The 18671-nt window shown below is 66.3% G+C and carries 14 protein-coding genes; 4 read left to right on the top strand and 10 right to left on the bottom strand.

Annotation, left to right across the window (positions count from 1 at the left end; genetic code table 11):
- Positions 1-13 precede the first annotated feature (13 nt).
- From ACTHQS_RS16395 to ACTHQS_RS16425, 7 genes are all read right to left on the bottom strand, one after another.
- Positions 14-2062 (bottom strand): ABC transporter ATP-binding protein, encoded by a 2049-nt coding sequence (locus ACTHQS_RS16395; RefSeq protein WP_440171047.1) that lies wholly within the window; start codon positions 2060-2062, stop codon positions 14-16.
- On the bottom strand, positions 2059-3792 hold the full coding sequence (locus ACTHQS_RS16400; protein WP_440171049.1) for an ABC transporter ATP-binding protein: 1734 nt from the start codon (positions 3790-3792) through the stop codon (positions 2059-2061). Before ACTHQS_RS16400 ends, ACTHQS_RS16395 begins: the two co-directional genes overlap by 4 nt.
- A 216-nt stretch (positions 3793-4008) precedes the next feature.
- On the bottom strand, positions 4009-6210 hold the full coding sequence (locus ACTHQS_RS16405) for an MDR family MFS transporter (RefSeq protein WP_440171052.1): 2202 nt from the start codon (positions 6208-6210) through the stop codon (positions 4009-4011).
- Complete coding sequence (locus ACTHQS_RS16410) at positions 6203-6697, bottom strand: MarR family winged helix-turn-helix transcriptional regulator (RefSeq protein ID WP_440171054.1); 495 nt, start codon at positions 6695-6697, stop codon at positions 6203-6205. Before ACTHQS_RS16410 ends, ACTHQS_RS16405 begins: the two co-directional genes overlap by 8 nt.
- 154 nt (positions 6698-6851) lie before the next feature.
- Entirely contained in the window at positions 6852-8585 is a 1734-nt protein-coding gene (locus ACTHQS_RS16415; RefSeq protein ID WP_440171057.1) for a thiamine pyrophosphate-binding protein, read from the bottom strand.
- A gap of 3 nt (positions 8586-8588) precedes the next feature.
- On the bottom strand, positions 8589-9653 hold the full coding sequence (speB, locus tag ACTHQS_RS16420) for an agmatinase (RefSeq protein WP_440171237.1): 1065 nt from the start codon (positions 9651-9653) through the stop codon (positions 8589-8591).
- 240 nt (positions 9654-9893) lie between these two features.
- Complete coding sequence (locus ACTHQS_RS16425; protein WP_440171060.1) at positions 9894-10469, bottom strand: helix-turn-helix domain-containing protein; 576 nt, start codon at positions 10467-10469, stop codon at positions 9894-9896.
- A 260-nt stretch (positions 10470-10729) separates the two neighbouring features.
- Here ACTHQS_RS16425 and ACTHQS_RS16430 point away from each other — a divergent pair, with 260 nt between their 5' ends.
- Positions 10730-12256 carry a sodium:solute symporter gene (locus ACTHQS_RS16430; protein WP_440171063.1) on the top strand — a complete coding sequence of 509 codons (1527 nt, stop codon included), beginning with the start codon at positions 10730-10732 and terminating at the stop codon, positions 12254-12256.
- A 75-nt stretch (positions 12257-12331) separates the two neighbouring features.
- Here the strand turns inward: ACTHQS_RS16430 and ACTHQS_RS16435 are convergent, their stop codons facing one another.
- On the bottom strand, positions 12332-12556 hold the full coding sequence (locus ACTHQS_RS16435; protein ID WP_440171065.1) for a hypothetical protein: 225 nt from the start codon (positions 12554-12556) through the stop codon (positions 12332-12334).
- Between the two features lie 266 nt (positions 12557-12822).
- On the opposite strand from ACTHQS_RS16435, the gene ACTHQS_RS16440 reads away from it, so the two are divergent.
- Positions 12823-13962, top strand: coding sequence for a VIT1/CCC1 transporter family protein (locus tag ACTHQS_RS16440; protein ID WP_440171067.1), 1140 nt, complete (start codon positions 12823-12825; stop codon positions 13960-13962).
- Between the two features lie 41 nt (positions 13963-14003).
- On the opposite strand, the gene ACTHQS_RS16445 is transcribed toward ACTHQS_RS16440, so the two are convergent.
- Positions 14004-15140: an LOG family protein gene (locus tag ACTHQS_RS16445; protein WP_440171070.1), complete on the bottom strand. Its 1137-nt coding sequence runs from the start codon at positions 15138-15140 to the stop codon at positions 14004-14006.
- Positions 15141-15295: 155 nt separating this feature from the next.
- Positions 15296-16693, bottom strand: a complete 1398-nt coding sequence (locus ACTHQS_RS16450) for a sugar porter family MFS transporter (RefSeq protein WP_440171072.1) — start codon at positions 16691-16693, stop codon at positions 15296-15298.
- A 315-nt stretch (positions 16694-17008) separates the two neighbouring features.
- On the opposite strand from ACTHQS_RS16450, the gene ACTHQS_RS16455 reads away from it, so the two are divergent.
- Both ACTHQS_RS16455 and iolB read left to right on the top strand, forming a co-directional pair.
- Positions 17009-17749: a GntR family transcriptional regulator gene (locus ACTHQS_RS16455; RefSeq protein ID WP_440171073.1), complete on the top strand. Its 741-nt coding sequence runs from the start codon at positions 17009-17011 to the stop codon at positions 17747-17749.
- An 18-nt stretch (positions 17750-17767) separates the two neighbouring features.
- On the top strand, positions 17768-18661 hold the full coding sequence (iolB, locus tag ACTHQS_RS16460) for a 5-deoxy-glucuronate isomerase (protein ID WP_440171075.1): 894 nt from the start codon (positions 17768-17770) through the stop codon (positions 18659-18661).
- Positions 18662-18671: the final 10 nt, after the last annotated feature.

Raw genomic sequence — 18671 nt, forward strand, 5'->3', positions numbered from 1 at the left:
CTGCCGTGCGCGCTCAGCTGCGCACCGCCGTCGAATCGTCAACCGGCGCGTCCCCGGCGTCCGCACCGGCAAACTGCGACATGTAGAGGCGGTGGTAGGCCCCGCCGGCAGCGAGCAGCACCTGGTGGTTGCCCTGTTCCACGATTCGTCCGTTCTCCATAACCAGGATCGTATCGGCATCCCGGATGGTGGAGAGCCGGTGCGCGATGACGAAGCTGGTCCGGTCCGAGCGCAGCGCCGCCATGGCCTTCTGCACCAGGAGCTCGGTGCGGGTGTCCACGGAACTGGTGGCCTCGTCCAGGATCAGCAGCGACGGGTTGGCCACGAACGCGCGGGCGATAGTGATCAGCTGTTTCTCGCCGGCACTGACGTTGTTGCCCTCCTCGTCGATCACGGTGTTGTAGCCCTCGGGCAGGGCCCGGACGAAGCGGTCCACGAAAGTGGCCTTGGCGGCTGCCATGACCTGCTCCTCTGTGGCGTCAAGGTTGCCGTAGCGGATGTTGTCGTAGATGGACCCGCCAAACAGCCACGCGTCCTGCAACACCATGCCCACTTTGGAGCGCAGTTCGGAGCGGCTGAGGTGGGTGATGTCCACCCCGTCCAGCGTGATGGAGCCGGCGTTGAGCTCGTAGAAGCGCATCACGAGGTTCACCAGGGTGGTTTTGCCGGCTCCCGTGGGCCCGACGATGGCCACTGTGTTGCCCGGCTCTGCGGTGAAGGACAGGTTCTCGATGAGCTGCCTGTCAGGGGTGTAGCTGAAGGTGACGTCCCTGAAGTCCACGTGCCCGTCGGTCTTGCCGGGCAGGTGTTCGGTGGCCGTTTCAACGTCCTGTTCGTCGGCGTCCAGGAATTCGAAAACGCGCTCCGAGGAAGCAACGCCGGACTGGAGCATGTTGGCCATGCCCGCCATCTGGCCCAACGGCTGCGTGAACTCCCGGGAGTACTGGATGAACGCGGTGGCATCGCCCAGGGACATGGCGCCGGAAGCCACCCGGAGTCCGCCCACCACGGCGATGCCCACGTAGCTGAGGTAGGACACGAACTGCATCACGGGGAAGATGATTCCGGAGACGAACTGCGCCCCGAAGCTTGCCTTGTACAGCGCCTCGTTGCGTTCCTCGAACAGGGCCAGCATGTCCGCGTCCCGGCCGAAGACGCGGACCAGGTCGTGGCCGGAAAAGGATTCTTCGATCTGGCCGTTCAGTGACCCGGTGTTTTTCCACTGGGCGGCGAAGAGCTTCTGGCTCCGGGCACCGATCAGGCCGGCCGCCACCCCGGACAGCGGGAGCGCGACCAGGGCGATCAGCGCCAGCTGCCAGGAGACGATGAACATCATGATCACGATGCCCACCACGGTCAGCACGGAGTTCACCAGCTGCGCGAACGCCTGCTGGAGTGCCTGTTGGATGTTGTCGACGTCGTTGGTCACGCGGGACAGCACGTCGCCGCGCTGCCGGGTGTCGAAGTAGTTCAGCGGCAGGCGGTTCAGTTTGCTTTCGGTATCGTCGCGGAGCCGCCGGATCACTTTCATGACGATGCGGTTCAGCACGTACCCCTGCAGCCACATGAAGATGTTGGACACAAAGTACATGAGCAGGACGATGGCGATGAGCATGCTGAGCTTGCCGAAGTTGATGCCAGTGCCGGGCACCAGTTCCATCCTGGAAACCATGTCGGCGAAGTTGTCCTGGCCCTGCTGGCGCAGGCCTGCCACGAACTGCTCCTGGCTGGCGCCGGCAGGCAGTTGCTTGCCCACGACCCCGGCGAAGATGACATCCATGGCCTGGCCAAGGATCTTCGGCGCAATCACGTTCAGGACCACGGAAATGACCACCAGGCCCACCACCGCGTAAATGCCCATAGCCTCGGGCTTCAGCAGGCCCATAAGCCGCTTTGCTGAAGGCCAGAAGTACTGGGCCTTCTTGGCGGGCATGCCGCCGAACATGTCCCCGTCCGCCTCGGAAGGCGTGAATTCCTCCTCGAAGTAGTCATCGTCTTCAGGCGGCGGTGCGGGCTGCGTGGTCTGTTCCACGGAAGCGGTGTCCTTCCTGCTGGGGCTCATGCCACTTCCTCCACGCTCAGCTGGGATTCGACAATTTCCTGGTAGGTGGGCGAGGTTTCCAGGAGTTCTTCGTGCGTGCCGCGGTCAACGATGCGTCCGTTGTCCAGCACCAGGATCTGGTCGGCCTCGGTGATGGTGGAAATCCGTTGGGCCACGATGATCACCGTGGCATCTGAGGTGGTGCGCTTGAGGGCGGCGCGGAGCCGGGCGTCAGTAGCGACGTCAAGGGCGGAAAAAGAATCATCAAACAGGTAGACCCGCGGTTTGGTCACCAGGGCCCGTGCGATGCAGAGGCGCTGGCGCTGGCCGCCGGAGACGTTGGTGCCGCCCTGGGAGATCCGGGAGTCCAGGCCGTTCTTCTTGTCGCGGACGAAGGACTCGCCCTGGGCTACCCGAAGGGCGTCCCACAGTTCCTGGTCCGTTGCCTCGGTCTTGCCGAACCGGAGATTGTGCCCGATGGTGCCGGAGAACAGGTACGGACGCTGCGGCACCAGGGCCACGCGTTTGGTGATTTCGGCACGTTCCAGCCTGTCCACAGGCACACCGTCCAGCAGCACCTGGCCTTCGACGGGGTCATAGAGCCGTGGCAGGAGGGACAGGAGGGATGTCTTACCGGCGCCCGTGGACCCGATGATGGCGATGGTCTGTCCCGGCCGCGCGGTGAAGCTGATGTTGCTGAGCACCGGGGACTCGGCGCCTGGGTACGCGAAGGTCACGTTGCGGTACTCCACCATCCCGGTCAGGGACGCCGGGGCTTCGGGGCGTCGGGGGTCGTGGATGGAGGGCTCGACGTCGAGTACCTCGCCGATGCGGTCGGCACAAACGGAGGCGCGCGGGATCATCATGGCCATGAAGGTGCCCATCATGACGGCCATCAGGATCTGCAGCAGGTACTGCAGGAACGCGGTGAGCGACCCCACCTGCATGGCGCCGGCGTCCACCCGCTGCCCGCCAAACCAGAGCACGGCGGCGGTGGACAGGTGCAGGATCATGCTGATGGCCGGGAACATGAGGACGAACAGGGCCCCGATCCGAAGCGAGACGTCCGTAAGTTCCTTGTTGGCACCGCCAAAGCGGTCCGTCTCGTAGGGTTCGCGCACGAAGGCCCGGACCACGCGGATACCGATGATCTGTTCGCGCAAGACGGCGTTGATGCGGTCGATCTTCCGCTGCATGGAGCGGAAGAGCGGCATGAGCCGGACCACCAGGTATCCGACCACGACCGCCAGGAGGGGGACGGACACCCAGACCAGCCAGGACAGATTGAGGTCCTCGCGCAGCGCCATGATGATGCCGCCGATGCACATGATGGGAGTGGCCACCATGAAGTTCAGCGCCATCAGGAGGAGCATCTGCACCTGCTGGACATCGTTGGTGCCCCGGGTGATCAGCGTGGGGGCGCCGAACGCGTTGACGTCCCTGGCGGAAAAGCTGGTGACCTTGCGGAATACGGCCCGGCGGAGGTCCCGGCCCACGGCCATGGCCGTGCGGGAGCCGAAGTAGACGCCCGCGATGGCCGCAGCCACTTGGGCGAAGGCCACCAGGAGCATCACCGCGCCCGTGCGCCAGATGAAATCGGTGTCCCCGCGGGCCACGCCTTCGTCGATGATCTGGGCGTTCAGGCTGGGCAGGTACAGCGCGGCGATGGTGGATGCGAGCTGGAAAATCACGACAGCAGCGATATACGGCAAATACGGTTTGGAGTAGCGCCGTATGAGGGTGAGGAGCATGGACTCAACTCTAGTAATGACCACCGACAATTGGGTCCCGTGGAAGCATCTTTTCCGAGTGGAACAGGCAGTTCGATGTCGGGTTCAAGCGGCGAACGAGGCGCAGCATGCAGGAAAGCCGCAGCCCGCATCCGGATGGTTTTCCGGGTACGGGCTGCGGCTTTCCTGCTTGTCCGTCGAGGGCTTGGCCAGCCCCCGGGACGGCCTGCTCTCCGCCTACTGTCCCTGGGCCGGCTCGGCAGCGCCTGCGGTGGACGGTGTCGGGGCTGCGGCACTGTGCTTGCCGTGCCCGGCCAGGTACAGCGCCGCTGCCGCCTGGATCTTGCGTTCCTTCAGGAGCTTTCGCTGCAGCCGGCTGAGCTCTGCCGCAGTGGCTGCCTGGCGGGCAGCCACGTCCTGCTGGGAGCGCAGCTGTTCCTGGATGTCCAGCACCAGCGTTCCGAGTTCAGCCTGCTGCCGGGCCAGCAGGTGCTGGGTGTCCTGCAGTTTCTGCAGGGTCGCAGCGGCGCTGGCGATCGCGTCGGCGGCCTTGTCCGCATTGTCAGCGGACCGCAGGTCCAGCTCTTCGGAGCGGAAGCTTCGTGCGAAGGCTTCCTCGAAGTCGTCCGTGGCAACCCTCCCGGACGCTGCTGCCGCAGCGGCAGCACCGCCGTCGTACACCTTTGCGGGGGCCGCGGCCGCACGCACCGAACTCCGGGCAGCCATGGCGCCGGCGGGAACGTCCCCGTCCGGCGCCGAGCTGGACACCATCGGCAACTGGCCGGTCATGGCGGTCATGCCCGCTTCACCGGCGGCGTTGGCCTGCAGGGTGGCTTTGGGGGTGATGTCAACGGTCTTGCGCAGCGGGACTTCGTTGATGAAGATCACGGCGATGAGGGCAACCACGCTGACGACGGCGGAGATCATGAAGATGCCGGCCGTGGCGTCACCGTAGGCGGCGCGCATGACGTCCGCGATCGGTGCGGGCAGGTCCTTGAGGTCCAGCGTGGCACCGCTGTTGCCGCCGGGCTGGATGCCCAGCTTGGACAGTCCGTCGGTGGCCAGGTCCTTGACATGGTTGGCCATGACCGCGCCCAGGACGGACACGCCGATGGCACCGCCTACGGAACGGAAGAAGGCAACGGAGGCGCTGGCGGAGCCGATGTCCTTGGCCTGGACGGTGTTCTGGACGGCGAGGACCAGGTTCTGCATGAGCATGCCCAGGCCGATGCCGAAGATGCCGGTGTACAGGCCGGTCAGCCAGAGTTCGGTGGTGTGGTCCATGGTGCCGGCGAGTGCCAGGCCGCCGATCAGCAAGACGGTGCCGCCAATCAGGAAGCGCTTCCACTTGCCGTAGCGGCTGATCAGCTGGCCGGAGACGACCGACCCGATAAGGTTGCCGGCGATCATGGGCAGGGTCAGCAGGCCGGCCTCGGTGGGTGTTGCACCGCGGGCAACCTGGTAGTACTGGCCCAGGAAGGTGGAGGAACCGAACATGGCAATACCCACAGCCACGGAGGCGACGATGGCCAGCGCGGTGGTGCGCTCGGAGATGATCTTCAGCGGGATGATCGGTGCGGACACCTTGGACTCCACCAGCACCAGCAGTGCAAGCAGCAGGACGCCGCCGCCCACCATGACCGCGGACTGCCAGGACCACCAGTCGTAGTAGTCGGCCTTGCCGGCGAAGGAAACCCAGATCAGGAGCAGGCTGACGCCGGAGGTCAGCAGGATGGCACCGAGCCAGTCGATCTTGGCGGGGCGTTTGACGTGCGGAATCTTCAGCGTGATCTGGAGCAGGATCAGGGCGACGACGGCCAGCGGCACGCAGACAAAGAAGGTCCAGCGCCAGCCCAGCGAGCTGTCCACGATGAAACCGCCCAACAGCGGGCCGCCGGCGGTGCCAACGGCCATGACTGCACCCATGTAGCCGGAGTACTTGCCGCGTTCGCGCGGCGGGATGATGGAGCCGATGATGGCTTGCGCCAGGGCGGTGAGGCCACCCATGGCGATGCCCTGGATGACGCGGGCCGTGAGCAGGAACGGGATGTTCTCGGAGAAACCTGCCATGACGGACCCGGCAACGAAGATCACGATGCTCAGCTGGACCAGGACCTTCTTGTCGAAGAGGTCGGCGAGCTTGCCCCAGATGGGGGTGGTGGCCGCGTTGGCCAGCAGCGCCGCAGTGATGACCCACGCAAAGTCCGTCTGGGTGCCCTTGAGCTCGGACATGATGGTGGGCAGCGCGTTGGCAACGATGGTGCTGCTGAGGATGGCGGTGAAGAAGGCAGCGAGGAGGCCGGTCAGTGCCTCCATGATCTGCCGGTGGTTCATGGGTGCGCCGGGTTCGTGGCGCTTGGACTGCCGCGATTCCTGTCTGGCGGTGCGTTCGCGCTGGCGCTCCTGCTCCTGGTCCGCGGCGGCGGTGACGTTAGCCATTGATGGACTCCTGCGTTTTGTGTTCGGTGGTGGTTCCGGCCGCCCTTGCCCGGATGGAATTCTTCAGTGAAGCTGTCAGCTTGTTCAGCATTGCGGCCGTTGCCACGGCGTCGTCCTCGTTCCAGTCGGAAAGATAGCCCTGCAGCGTCTCTGCCCGGTGTTGGATGAGCTCCGCGAGCTTCTCCTTGCCACGTGGTGACAGGGCCAGCAGTTGGGCCCTGCCATCGTCCGGGTCCGGCGTCCTGACCACCAGGCCCGCGTCGGCGAGTTCCGCGATGTGCCGGCTGAGCACCGGCGGGCTGACGCCCAGGCGCTCCGCCAGGTGCGCCGCGCGGGTTTCCCCTTCGCCGATGAACTTGAGCACGCCCTGGAGGGCGATGCCGGTGTCCTGGCCCTTCACGTTGACCATGGTCACGCAGCGCAGTGCGCGCTGGAGGTCAAAGATATGGCCGACGAGATCGGCTGCGGTGGCCGGTGCGACAGACATGATGCTCCCTAAAGAATTAGTTGCTGCAAGCAACTGTATCAGAAAAAGGTTGCTTAGGGAAACGAAGTTGTTGCGGTTGATCTTAAACAGCAAGCTCCCCCGCTTCAGCCGGACGGGGTCCAGGAAGTGAGGGAGCTTGCAGGTGGCGGCTGGGTCAGGGGGCCAGGTGGGTGGGGCCGAACATCTTCAGGAGGGTTTCAACCACGACGACGTTGGGCCCCTCAGCAGCGAATGCTGCCCTCAGCGCGTCCCCCACATCCTCCGGGGCCACCCGGACGGCAGGTACGCCGAAGGATTCCGCGAGCTTCACGAAGTCCGGCCGGGCGAGTTCGGTGGCGGTGGCCTTTCCGAAGGCACCCACCATGTATTCGCGCAGGATCCCGTAGCCGCCGTCGTCCACAATCAGCCAGGTGACCGGCACGTTGTGCTGCTTGGCGGTGGCGAGTTCGGCGATGGAGTACATGGACGAGCCGTCGCCGGAGACAGCGAGTACGCGAGCAGAACCAGCCGGCCTGCCCAGCGTCTCCAGGCCCACGGCCGCGCCGATGGCACCGGGAAACGCGTAGCCCAGGCCACCGGCGCCCTGGGCGGAGTGGAACTGGCCGTCACGCGCGTCCCAGCAGGACCAGCCCCAGTAGGCAGCGATGGTCATGTCCCAGAACGTCTGCATCTCCGCGGGCACGGCCTCGCGGATGTCGGCCATGAACTTCAGCTCCTTTGCCAGGTCCTGCGACTCCAGCCGGGCCCGGACCTTGGCGAGTGACTTCCTGACCAGCTCTTCCGGGGTGCTGCCGTGCCAGTCCGGCGTGGTTGTCCTGCCCGGCTCAACGACCGCCTCACCGGCCACATCCAGGGCCTCGTCCAGGGCCTCGTCCAGGGCAGCGAGGGCCTGGCCGGCGTCGGCGCGGATCCCCAAACCTGGGCGGTTGGACTCCAGGACCCGGGGCTCGGCGTCGATCTGGATGATCCTGCCGCGCGGTTCGAAGGTGAAGTAGTTGGAGGTGACCTCGCCCAGGGACGAACCGATGACCACCAGGACGTCCGCGTCCTCGAGGAGGTCGGTCATGTGCCGGTCCTCGATCCAGGACTGCAGGGACAGTTCGTGGTTCCACGGGAACGCGCCGTTGCCGCCGGGAGTGCAGATCACCGGCGCCCGCAGCTTTTCGGCAATGGAAAGCAGGGACTTCTCCGCCTTGCCGCGCCGCGTGCCGCCGCCGGCGATGATGGCGGGGCGTTTGGCCGCTTCCAACCACTTCACGGCCTCGCGGACCAGCTCAATCCGGGGCGGGTTGTCCGCTGCCTCGGCGAGCGCGTCCTCCACCGGCGGCACCATGATCGGATCCAGGAGCACGTTTTGCGGAATCTCGAGCCACACAGGGCCCTGCGGGGAGGAGATGGCCTCGGTCCAGGCGTCCTGGATGGCCGACGGGATCCCGGAGGCGTGCTGGATCAGCCGCTGGCTCTTGGTGACATTGGCGGCGGAGGCCTTCTGGTCATCGAGCTGGTGCAGCATTCCCTTGCGCCGGGCGCCGAGTCCCTCCAGGGGAATCTGGCTGGCCACCACCACCATGGGCACGCCGGTGGCATAGGCCTCCTGCAGGCCGGCCAGCGAGGTCAGCGCGCCGGGGCCGGTGGACAGGAACAGCACCCCCACCTCGCCGGTGGCGCGGGAATACCCGTCCGCCGCAAAGGCGCTGTTGTTCTCCACCCGGGAGGAAACAAAGTGCAGGTTGCCTCGGCCCATGGCGTCGAAGAGTCCCAGTGCATGCTGGCCGGGGATGCCGAAAACAGTCTTCGCACCCAGCGCTTCAAGGGTCTCGACGACGAGGTCCCCGCCGTTGCGGACACCGCCTGCCTGTACCGGGGCGGGCGTGGCCAATTCCGTCACGGCCTACTCCTTGGTGGCGGCAGCGAAGCCGGCGGGGCGGCGGGCTTCCTGGCCGAGGGCCTGGGCCTGGTATCCCGTCCCTGCTCCGAAACGGCTGCCGGGCGCCGCGTTGTCCGCCATGAGGGTCACCAGTTCGTAGGCGACGTGGCTGGCGGCAACGCCCGTGATCTCGGCGTGGTCATAGGCCGGTGATACCTCGACGACGTCGGCGCCCACCAGGTTCATGCCGCGGAAGCCCCGGATGATTTCCAGGAGTTCGCGGCTGGTGATGCCGCCGGCTTCGGGGGTCCCGGTGCCGGGCGCGTGGGCGGGATCCAGGACGTCGATGTCCACCGAGATGTAGAGCGGGCGGTTGCCGATCCGGTCCCGGACCTTGGCAACGGTTTCCAGGACGCCCTGGTAGTAGACGTCCGCGGAGGTGACGATGCCGAACCCAAAGCGGTGGTCGTCGTCGAGGTCCTTCTTGCCGTAGAGGGGGCCGCGCGTGCCGATGTGGCTGATGGCTTCGGTGTCCAGGATGCCTTCCTCCACCGCACGGCGGAAGGGCGTGCCGTGGGTGTATTCGGCGCCGAAGTAGGTGTCCCAGGTGTCCAGGTGGGCGTCGAAGTGGAGCATGGCGATGGGACCACCGGCGCGCTCGGCGGCGGCGCGAAGCAGTGGCAGGGCGATGGTGTGGTCGCCACCCAGGGTCAGCAGCTTGCTGCCCGCGGCCGTGAGGTCCAGCGCGTTCTGCTGGATGGTTTCGATTGCTTCGTTGATGTTGAACGGGTTAACCGCCATGTCCCCAGCGTCGGCCACCTGGATGTTCTCGAACGGGCTAACGTCCCAGGCGGGGTTGTAGGGGCGCAAAAGACGGCTGGCCTCGCGGACGTGGTTTGCCCCGAAGCGGGCACCAGGACGATAGGAAACCCCCGAGTCGAAGGGTACGCCGACCACTGTCACATCAGCCTTGGCCACCTGGTCCAGCCGCGGGAGGCGGGCATACGTGGCAGCTCCGGCATAGCGGGGGATCCGGGATGAATCGATGGGGCCAAGGTGGCCGTTGGCTTCAATGCGCAGCTCTTCCAATGGAGGCCACTCCTTCGAGGAGTTGAGGGACGGTGTGACGGCCATCATACACCCCGGTTTTCCAATGAGCACCAAGTGTTTACCAACCGACCCGACCCTGGGATACCTCGTCACGCAGAGCACTTTTTGGGCAGCCGGAAGCTGTAGGAAACCCGGGTTCTAAAGGAAAGCCAGGCAGGCAAGCGCCCAAAGAGTGCTCCACGTGACGCCGATCAAGGCCGGCAGCGTGCAATTAGCGGATCAGCGGCTGGCCGCGGGCACCAGGACCCAGAGCACCTCGACCGGCTTGTCCGTGGGATTGACCCAGGTGTGGGGCTCCCGGCCCGGGAAAGTCACGGTATCGCCCGTGTCGAGGTCGTATTCCTCATTGGTGAGGATCAGCTTGATGGACCCCTTGATCACGTGCAGGACATCCACGTCGCAGTCCACCGCGTACAGCTCGGACTCACCGCGGCCGCGCGGCTCGATCACCGCCTGGATGATCTGGACCCGGCGTTCGGAGCGGGCTGTCAGAAGCCGCTCCACGATGCCCTGGCCGCCGAGCGAGATGCGCGGACCGTCGTTCCGCTTGGTCAGGTGGGTTTCCGGCGCCACGAAAAGGTCGCCGATGGAGATGGAGAGCACCTGGCAGAGCGTCACCAGGGAAGCCACGGACGGGGACGTCAGGTCCCGCTCCACCCGGCTGAGGAACCCCTTGGTCAACCCGGTGGCGTCCGCCACCTGTTCAATGGTGAGCCGCTGGGACTGCCTGGCGGCCCGGATCCTGGAGCCAATGGCAACAGGGACATTGCTCGGCTCAACTGGCAGTGCCTTCATCTACGAACCTTTCATGGCCGGCAGTCCGGCTCCACTCTCGAGCCATCCTAATAGGCCCGGCTTTTGTGACGCGCCCATGCCACACACCCCGCGCCGCAGGCGGGACCTCCTTGACTGTCGTCCACGTCACACCCTAGTCTTTGGAAACTCCTGTTGCCTATAAGGCAATTACAGGACGGTCCCCGTATTTGTCCGCGGCGGTTCCGGGCGTACCCGCGCAAGGTCCCACACCCGGCCCCAACAGCTCCAAGGAGCCCTTTATGGATGCAAGTGCCATCAACATCGCCATTGTGGTGGTGTATCTGCTCGCAATGCTGGCCTTCGGCTGGTGGGGCAAGTCGCGCACCCGGAACAACAGCGACTTCCTGGTGGCCGGCCGCCGCCTGGGCCCGTTCCTCTACACCGGAACCATGGCCGCCGTCGTCCTGGGCGGAGCCTCGACCGTGGGCGGCGTGGGGCTGGGCTATAAGTTTGGAATCTCAGGAATGTGGCTGGTGGTGGCCATCGGCGCCGGTGTCCTGCTGCTGAGCCTGCTCTTTGCCGGGACCATCCAGAAGCTGAAGATCTATACGGTGTCCCAAATGCTCACCCTCCGCTACGGAAGCAGGGCCACCGAGGCGTCGGGCATCGTCATGCTCGCGTACACGCTGATGCTCTGCGCTACCTCCACCGGGGCCTACGCCACCATCTTCGTCGTCCTCTTCGGCTGGGACCGGGCGCTGGCCATCGCGGTCGGCGGCGCCATCGTCGTGGTCTATTCCACCATCGGCGGCATGTGGTCCATCACCCTTGCCGACCAGGTGCAGTTCGTCATCAAGACCGTAGGCATCTTCTTCCTGATGCTGCCCTTCACGCTGAACGCCGCCGGCGGCCTCGACGGAATCCGCAGCCGGGTGGATGCCAGCTTCTTCCAGATCGACGGCATCGGCGTCCAGACGATCATCACCTACTTCGTGGTCTACACCCTGGGCCTGCTGATCGGCCAGGACATCTGGCAGCGCGTGTTTACCGCCAAGACTCCCAAGGTGGCCCGGTGGGGCGGTTCGACGGCGGGCATCTACTGCATCCTCTACGGCGCCGCCGGCGCGATGATCGGCCTGGGGGCCCGAGTGGCGCTGCCCGCCATCGATGTGAAGGCCCTTGGCAAGGACGTTGTGTACGCGGAGGTAGCCACCAACCTGCTGCCCATCGGCATCGGCGGCCTGGTGCTGGCCGCCGCAGTCGCCGCCATGATGTCCACAGCGTCCGGCGCGCTGATCGCGGCCGCCACGGTGGCCCGTGCCGACGTCGTGCCCTTCGTCGCCGGTTGGTTCGGCAAGACCATCAGCACCGACGACACGGACAACCCGGAGCACGACGTCAAGGCCAACCGTCTCTGGGTCCTTGGCCTGGGCATCGTCGCGATCGTCATCGCCATCATCACCAAGGACGTAGTCGCCGCGCTCACCATCGCCTACGACATCCTGGTGGGCGGCCTGCTGGTCGCGATCCTCGGCGGCCTAGTGTGGAAGCGCGGCACCGGCATCGCCGCCGCTGCTTCGATGGCCGTCGGCTCGGTCGTCACCCTCGGCACCATGATCATCCTTGAGATAAACGCCGAGGTCCCGCTGGACGGCATCTACGCCAACGAACCGATCTACTACGGCCTGCTGACCTCCGCCGTGGTGTATGTCGCCACCTCGCTGCTGACGAGTCCCACCGCTCCCACGATCATGCGCGCCTGGCAGCTCCGCGTTGCCGGGCAGGAGCAGGAAGCCACTCCCGAGGAAGTCCCCGCCGGCCGCTGACCTGCAGCGATTAAAAGTACGACGGCGGCACCTCCTTTTGCTCGACAGCGCGGGGAGGTGCCGCCGTCGTCAGTCCTACTCCCCCGTGTCGCGCTCTTCGTCATCCATCGGGACCTCGCGGTCCTCGGCGTCGATGACTACCGGCGCCGGCTGGACCACCGGCTCTTCCTCGTCGATCAAGTCGTCCTCCGCGTCCCAGTCCGCGTCGTCTACCGGTGCATCCTCGGCGTAATCGTAGGCGGGGTCCGCTTCCACGGCGTCCAGGTGCGGCATGTCCGGGTGCTGTCCGGTGGTGCTCATGATTCAACCTCCGTGTGTTCGCCTGACGTGCTCTTTCAGGTAGGGCGCAGCCTGCGCCACACCTTCATCACAGCACCGGCCGGGCGGACGGGTCAATAGCCACAACAGTCCCCCAAGGACCGCATCACGGCGATGCAGAGAACCGCAGGTTTTACGGTCAACCGAAACTTCCCAGCGAGGTTTGCCAGCCAAAAATCCGCGGGAATCCGCAGTAGGCTGGCAGGGCAAAGGCGCGAGTTCATGCCCTTTCCAGCCCAGGAGTTTCAGTGTCGCAGCACGCCCAGCCCGAATCCCACGCTACGCCCCCGGAGTCCGCCGACCCAGCCCAGCCCTCGCCGTCGAACATCAAGCGGTGGCGCCAGTACCTGGCCGACGAGCGCGCGGAAGCCGCGGTCTACCGGGACCTGGCCCAGAACCGCGAGGGCGAGGAACGGGCCATCCTCCTTGCCCTGGCCGAGGCCGAGGGCCGGCACGAGGCCCACTGGCTGGCGCTGCTGGGCGACCAGGCGGGCAAACCGAAAAGGGCGTCCGCCCGCAGCCGGTTCCTTGGGTTCCTGGCCCGCCACTTCGGCTCCGTCTTCGTCCTGGCCCTGGCCCAGCGCGCCGAGGGCCGTTCCCCTTACGCCAAGGACCCGAACGCCACCGCCGCCATGGCTGCCGATGAGCAGATCCATGAGGAAGTGGTGCGGGGACTGGCAACCCGCGGCCGCAACCGCCTGGCCGGCACCTTCCGTGCCGCGGTCTTTGGCGCGAACGACGGCCTGGTCAGCAATCTCTCGCTGGTGATGGGCATGGCCGCGTCCGGCGTGGCCAGCAGCGTGGTGCTGCTCAGCGGCATCGCGGGGCTCCTGGCCGGTGCCATGTCCATGGGCGCCGGCGAATTCATTTCCGTGCGCTCCCAGCGCGAACTGTTGGCCGCCACCCGGCCCACGCAGGTCACGCTGGCGGCCGCGCCCCAGCTTGACCTCGAACACAACGAACTGCTCCTGGTGTACCTGGCCCGCGGCATGTCCCGGGAGGCGGCGGAACACCGGGTGGCCGAGCGCATGGGCCTGCTGCCCTGCGACTGCGATCCCAGCCTGTCACTGCAGCCGGACCTGCCGGAGGAAGAAGACCAGCACGAAGCGGTGGGCACGGCCTGGGGCGCGGCGCTGTCCAGCTTCTGCTTCTTCGCCTCCGGCGCCATCGTCCCCATCCTGCCGTTCCTTTTCGGCCTCACCGGTGTCGCTGCCCTCGTGGTGGCAGGCGCACTGGTGGGTATCGCACTCCTGGCGACCGGTGCCGCCGTCGGCCTGCTGTCCGGCACTTCCCCGCTGACCCGCGGCCTGCGGCAGCTTGCCATCGGCCTGGGCGCGGCAGCCATCACGTACCTGCTGGGCCTGCTCTTCGGCACGGCGGTCGGCTAGTCCCAGTCAAAGGACACTTCATGGAGGTCCTCGGGCAGCGTTCAGCGCTGCCGGAGGACCTCCACTGCTTCTTCCACCGTGTCCACCAGGTGGATGTAGTCCGCCATGGCCCGGCCGGCGGCAAGGCTGCGGAGCATGGGCCACGCGGGATACTCCTGCTCCCAGTGCCGGCGCCCCACCAGCACCATGGGTGCCACCTTCTCGCGGGCGCCATAGTAGTTCTCGCAGGCGTCCTGGAAAATCTCCTGTACGGTGCCGGCCGCTCCCGGCAGGAAGACGATTCCGCCATGGCACAGTTCCAGCAGGATGGCCTCGCGGATGGCGTTGGCGAAGTACTTGGCAATGTGCGTGGCGAAGTAGTTGGGCGGTTCATGTCCGTAGAACCAGGTGGGGATCCCGAGGGACGGCGTACCGTCCGGATGGCGTTCGACGACGGCGGCGGCCGCACGTGCCCACGCCGACACCGAGGGACGGAACCCGGGAACAGAGGCGAGCGTGGCAAGGGCTGCCTGCACGTCGCCGTCGGACGCCTGGCTGAGGTAGGCCCCGAGGTTCGCTGCCTCCATGGCTCCGGGGCCACCGCCGGTGGCCACCGAGTGGCCGTCGAGGGCCAGCAGCCTGCCCAGCCGGGCCGCCTCCGCAAAATCCCTGCTGCCGCGGGGTGCCGCGTGGCCGCCCATCACGCCGACGATGGTCCGGCGGGGCCAGGCCCCGGACCGGGTCAGCTCATCCAGTGCGTCGCCGATTGCATGGTCGTGCAGTGCCGAGGCCAGCGTTGAGTCCACCCGGTGGCGCTGGCCGGGCTGGATGCTCCAGTGGTAGATGCGCGCATCCGGCAGCTCCTCATAGGGCGAAGTTGCCAGTCCGGCGTACAGTTCGGCCGGGGAATACAACGAACCACGGTACGGGTCGAACGGGACGCCTTCAAGCCTGGGGAAGATGAGGGCGCCGCGGCTGCGGAGGTTGGTTTCCATGCCGTCATCGAAGATGCAGCCCAGGAACATCGCGCCCTCGACGCTGACGCTCTTGAGCGCCGCGGACCGGCCGCGCAGGTCCAGCGACTGCGCATGCCAGCCGTGCAGGTTGACGGCGCCACCGGCCACCAAGCGGTCGAAGCTGGCCAGGTCCTGGACTTCGAGGTTGCGGGGGCGGGGACCAAGGCTTCCGGCGAAGTTCATGGCTGCCTCGCGGCGAAGGTCAGCCCGGTCCTGGTCATGGAGCCAGCCTAGGCCAACCGGCGCAAAAGCGGGGCCGGACCGCGGCCCTCCGGTTGGTACCGGAAGAGCTGGGTCCGAACCCCGCGTTGCTGGTTCAGTGCCAGGTGGAGAAGCGGTTAGGCGGTGACCTTTGCCGGAACCTCACCGTCGCGGAAGTGCGCCTCGAGGTCCTCGAGCGAGTGGCCCTTGGTCTCCGGAACGAACTTGATGACGAAGGCCAGGGAGGCGAGGTTGACCAGGACGAACAGGCCGAAGGTGCCCGTGGAACCCAGCGCGTTGACCACGATGGGGAACAGGAAGGAGATGGCCGCGTTGACGGTCCACAGTGCGAAGACCGCGATGCCCATGGCGAAGCCGCGGATGGCCAGCGGGAACATTTCGGAGAGCAGGAGCCAGACGCAGGTGCCGATGAAGCACTGGACGAAGGCCACGAAAAGCATCATGGCGGCCAGGATGGTGTAGCTGGCCAGGTCGGACTGCGGGAGGAGGAAGACGATGGCCAGCAGGGCCTGGGAGCCGACCACTCCGGAGAATCCGATGACCAGCATCCGGCGGCGGCCAACAAAGCCGAGCAGCCAGATGCCCAGGATGGTCATCAGCACCGAGGTCACGCCCACGCCGATGGTGGCAACGAGTGATGCGCTGACGCCGAGCCCGCTCTTTTCCAGGATGGTGGGGGCGTAGTAGTTCACAGTGTTGATGCCGGTGGCCTGCTGGACGGCAGCCAGGCCGATGCCGATCCAGAGCAGACGCCGCATCCAGGGGTTGTTGCGGAGGTCGCGCAGGGCATGGCCCCGTTCTTCCTTCGCCGTGCGCGCTGCCAAGGCAATTTCTTCGAATTCGGCAGCGGCTTCTTCCGGGCTGCGGCTCAGGTTAAGGACGCGGCGGCTGTCTTCCAGGCGGCCACGGATGGCGTACCACCGCGGGGATTCGGGGAGCATCAGCATGCCCGCCAGAAGTGCGATGGCAGGGACGGAGGCGATGCCCAGCATGGTGCGCCAGACTTCGTTGTCGTGGATGAGCGCGTCCAGGAGGGCGTTGATGGCGAAGGCGAGCATCTGGCCGGTCACGATCATGAGCTCGTTGATGGTGACCATCCGGCCACGGAGGTTGGCGGGGGCCATCTCCGCCAGGTACAGCGGGCAGGTCACGGCGGCGGCGCCCACGCCCAGGCCGAGCACGATGCGGGCGGCAATCATGAAGGTCACGGTGGGCGCAAGGGCGCAACCCATGGCCCCGACCAGGAAGAGCAGTGCGCAGACCAGCAGCGAGCCGCGCCGGCCCAGCTTGTCGGCCATGCGGCCGCCGGTGAGGGCGCCGACGGCGGCACCAGGGAACAGCAGTGCGCTCACCACAGTTGCTTCCTCGACGGAAGTCATGTTGAGGGAGTCGTTCATGTACAGCAGGGCGCCGGAGATGACGCCGGTGTCGTACCCAAAGAGCAGGCCGCCAAGGGTGGAGATGACGGTGAGCCGGGCAAGGTATCCGCGGCGCCTGCTGCCGGTGGCGCCCATGGTTTGTTTCTGCAACAGCATTGTTGCCTCTCAAATTCTCTCGGGGACCGGAACGACCGGCCAGGAATGTGATGCGTGACACCCACTTTAGAGCGCTCTAACGCCACGGTCAAGCAAAAGTCCTAATGTCAGAACAAATAGGGTTTCGTCCCGGCTTTGCAGGTCGCATGGCCTGATCCCTTGACCCGCCATGGACGCCTGCTACGATCAAGGGAGAAAGTATGTCCTATCAAGCGGACATATGCGGCCTAGCGCCGACGGCACCGGCGTCCTGGCTGGACAAAGGGGCTGCCAAACAACATGAGGGAACGCATCGTGGCGAACAACTTGGGTCTCAGTATTGACCGCTCCTCCCCTGTCCCCCTGTACCACCAGGTGGTCCAGGGCATCGAGGCCGCCATCTACAGCGGGGTCCTGGAGCCCGGCAGCCGGCTGGATAACGAGATCGACCTCGCCGCCCAGCTCAACCTCTCGCGGCCCACCATGCGCAAGGCCATGGATGAACTGGTCCGCTCGGGGTTGCTGGTGCGCAAACGTGGCGTGGGAACGCAGGTGGTCTCCAGCCAGGTCCGGCGACCGCTGGAGCTGTCCAGCCTCTACGACGACCTCACCAACAACGGCAAGAAGCCCACCACCGAAGTCCTGAGCTTCTCGCATGTGGAGGCGGACGAAGCCATCCTGAGCACGCTCCAGCTTCCCGCCGGATCCAAGGTCTACCATTTCACCCGGCTGCGGAAGGTCGGCGGCAAACCGCTGGCGCTGATGGAGAACTGGGTCCGCGACGACATCGCCGACATGGACGAGGCAACCCTTGGCGCGGAGGGCCTCTATTCCATTCTCCGCCGGGGCGGGGTCAACTTCCGCCTGGCAACCCAGCGGATCGGGGCAGTGACAGCCAACGAGTACCAGGCCTCCATGTTGGACACCGCGCCGGGATCAGCACTGGTCACCATGGAGCGCACGGCAGTGGACGACACCGGCCGCAGGGTGGAAACCGGCCAGCACGTATACCGGGCCGATTCCTACAGCTTCGAAATGACACTCGTACAGCGCTAACCGCAAGGAGCACTTTTCATGACCAACTGGGTCTACCCCCTGGGCACCGCCACCGACGGCAAATGGGACGTTTCGATCGGAACCTCCGATTCCTCCCTCACCGTGGACGGCTGGGCACACACTGGCCTGAAGGTGGCCACCCTGCCGGCGGGCGCCGCCGTCGATCTTCCCGCAGCGGACGAGGAACGCATCGTGGTGCCCCTCAACGGGTCCTTTACCGTGACCGTGGACGGCACGGACTACCCGCTTGCGGGACGCCGCTCGGCCTTTTCGGGCCCCAGCGACGTGCTGTACTCGGGCACCGGGCGCGCCGTGAGCATCAGTTCGGCCGACGGCGGACGCGTGGCCGTGGCAACCGCGCCCGCCAAGGCTTCGTACCCCACCCGCCTGGTGTCCGCCGCGGAGACCCCGGTGGAACTGCGCGGGGCCGGCAACTGCTCACGCCAAGTCCACAACTTCGGCACTCCGGCCGCCCTGGAAGCAGACCGGTTTATCGTCTGCGAAGTCCTCACGCCCGCCGGGAACTGGTCCTCCTACCCTCCCCACAAGCACGACGAGGAGAAGGACGGCGAGACACACCTCGAGGAGATCTACTACTTCGAGACCCAGGTTTCAGTCGGATTGGGCGCACCCGCTGACACCGATGCCATCGGCTACCAGCGCGTCTACGCCTCGGACGAGCGGCCCATAGACGTGGCCGCGGAAGTCCGCACCGGAGACGTCGTCCTGGTCCCCTACGGCTGGCACGGCCCAGCCATGGCCGCACCCGGCTACGACCTCTACTACTTGAACGTCATGGCAGGCCCGGGCCCCGTGCGCGAATGGCTGATCAGCGACGACCCGCACCACGGCTGGGTCCGGCAGACCTGGGAAAGCCAGAACATCGATCCCCGACTGCCGTTCGGCGCCTGATACCGCTCCG

Source organism: Arthrobacter sp. SAFR-044 (genome assembly GCF_051965175.1).
Lineage (GTDB): Bacteria > Actinomycetota > Actinomycetes > Actinomycetales > Micrococcaceae > Arthrobacter.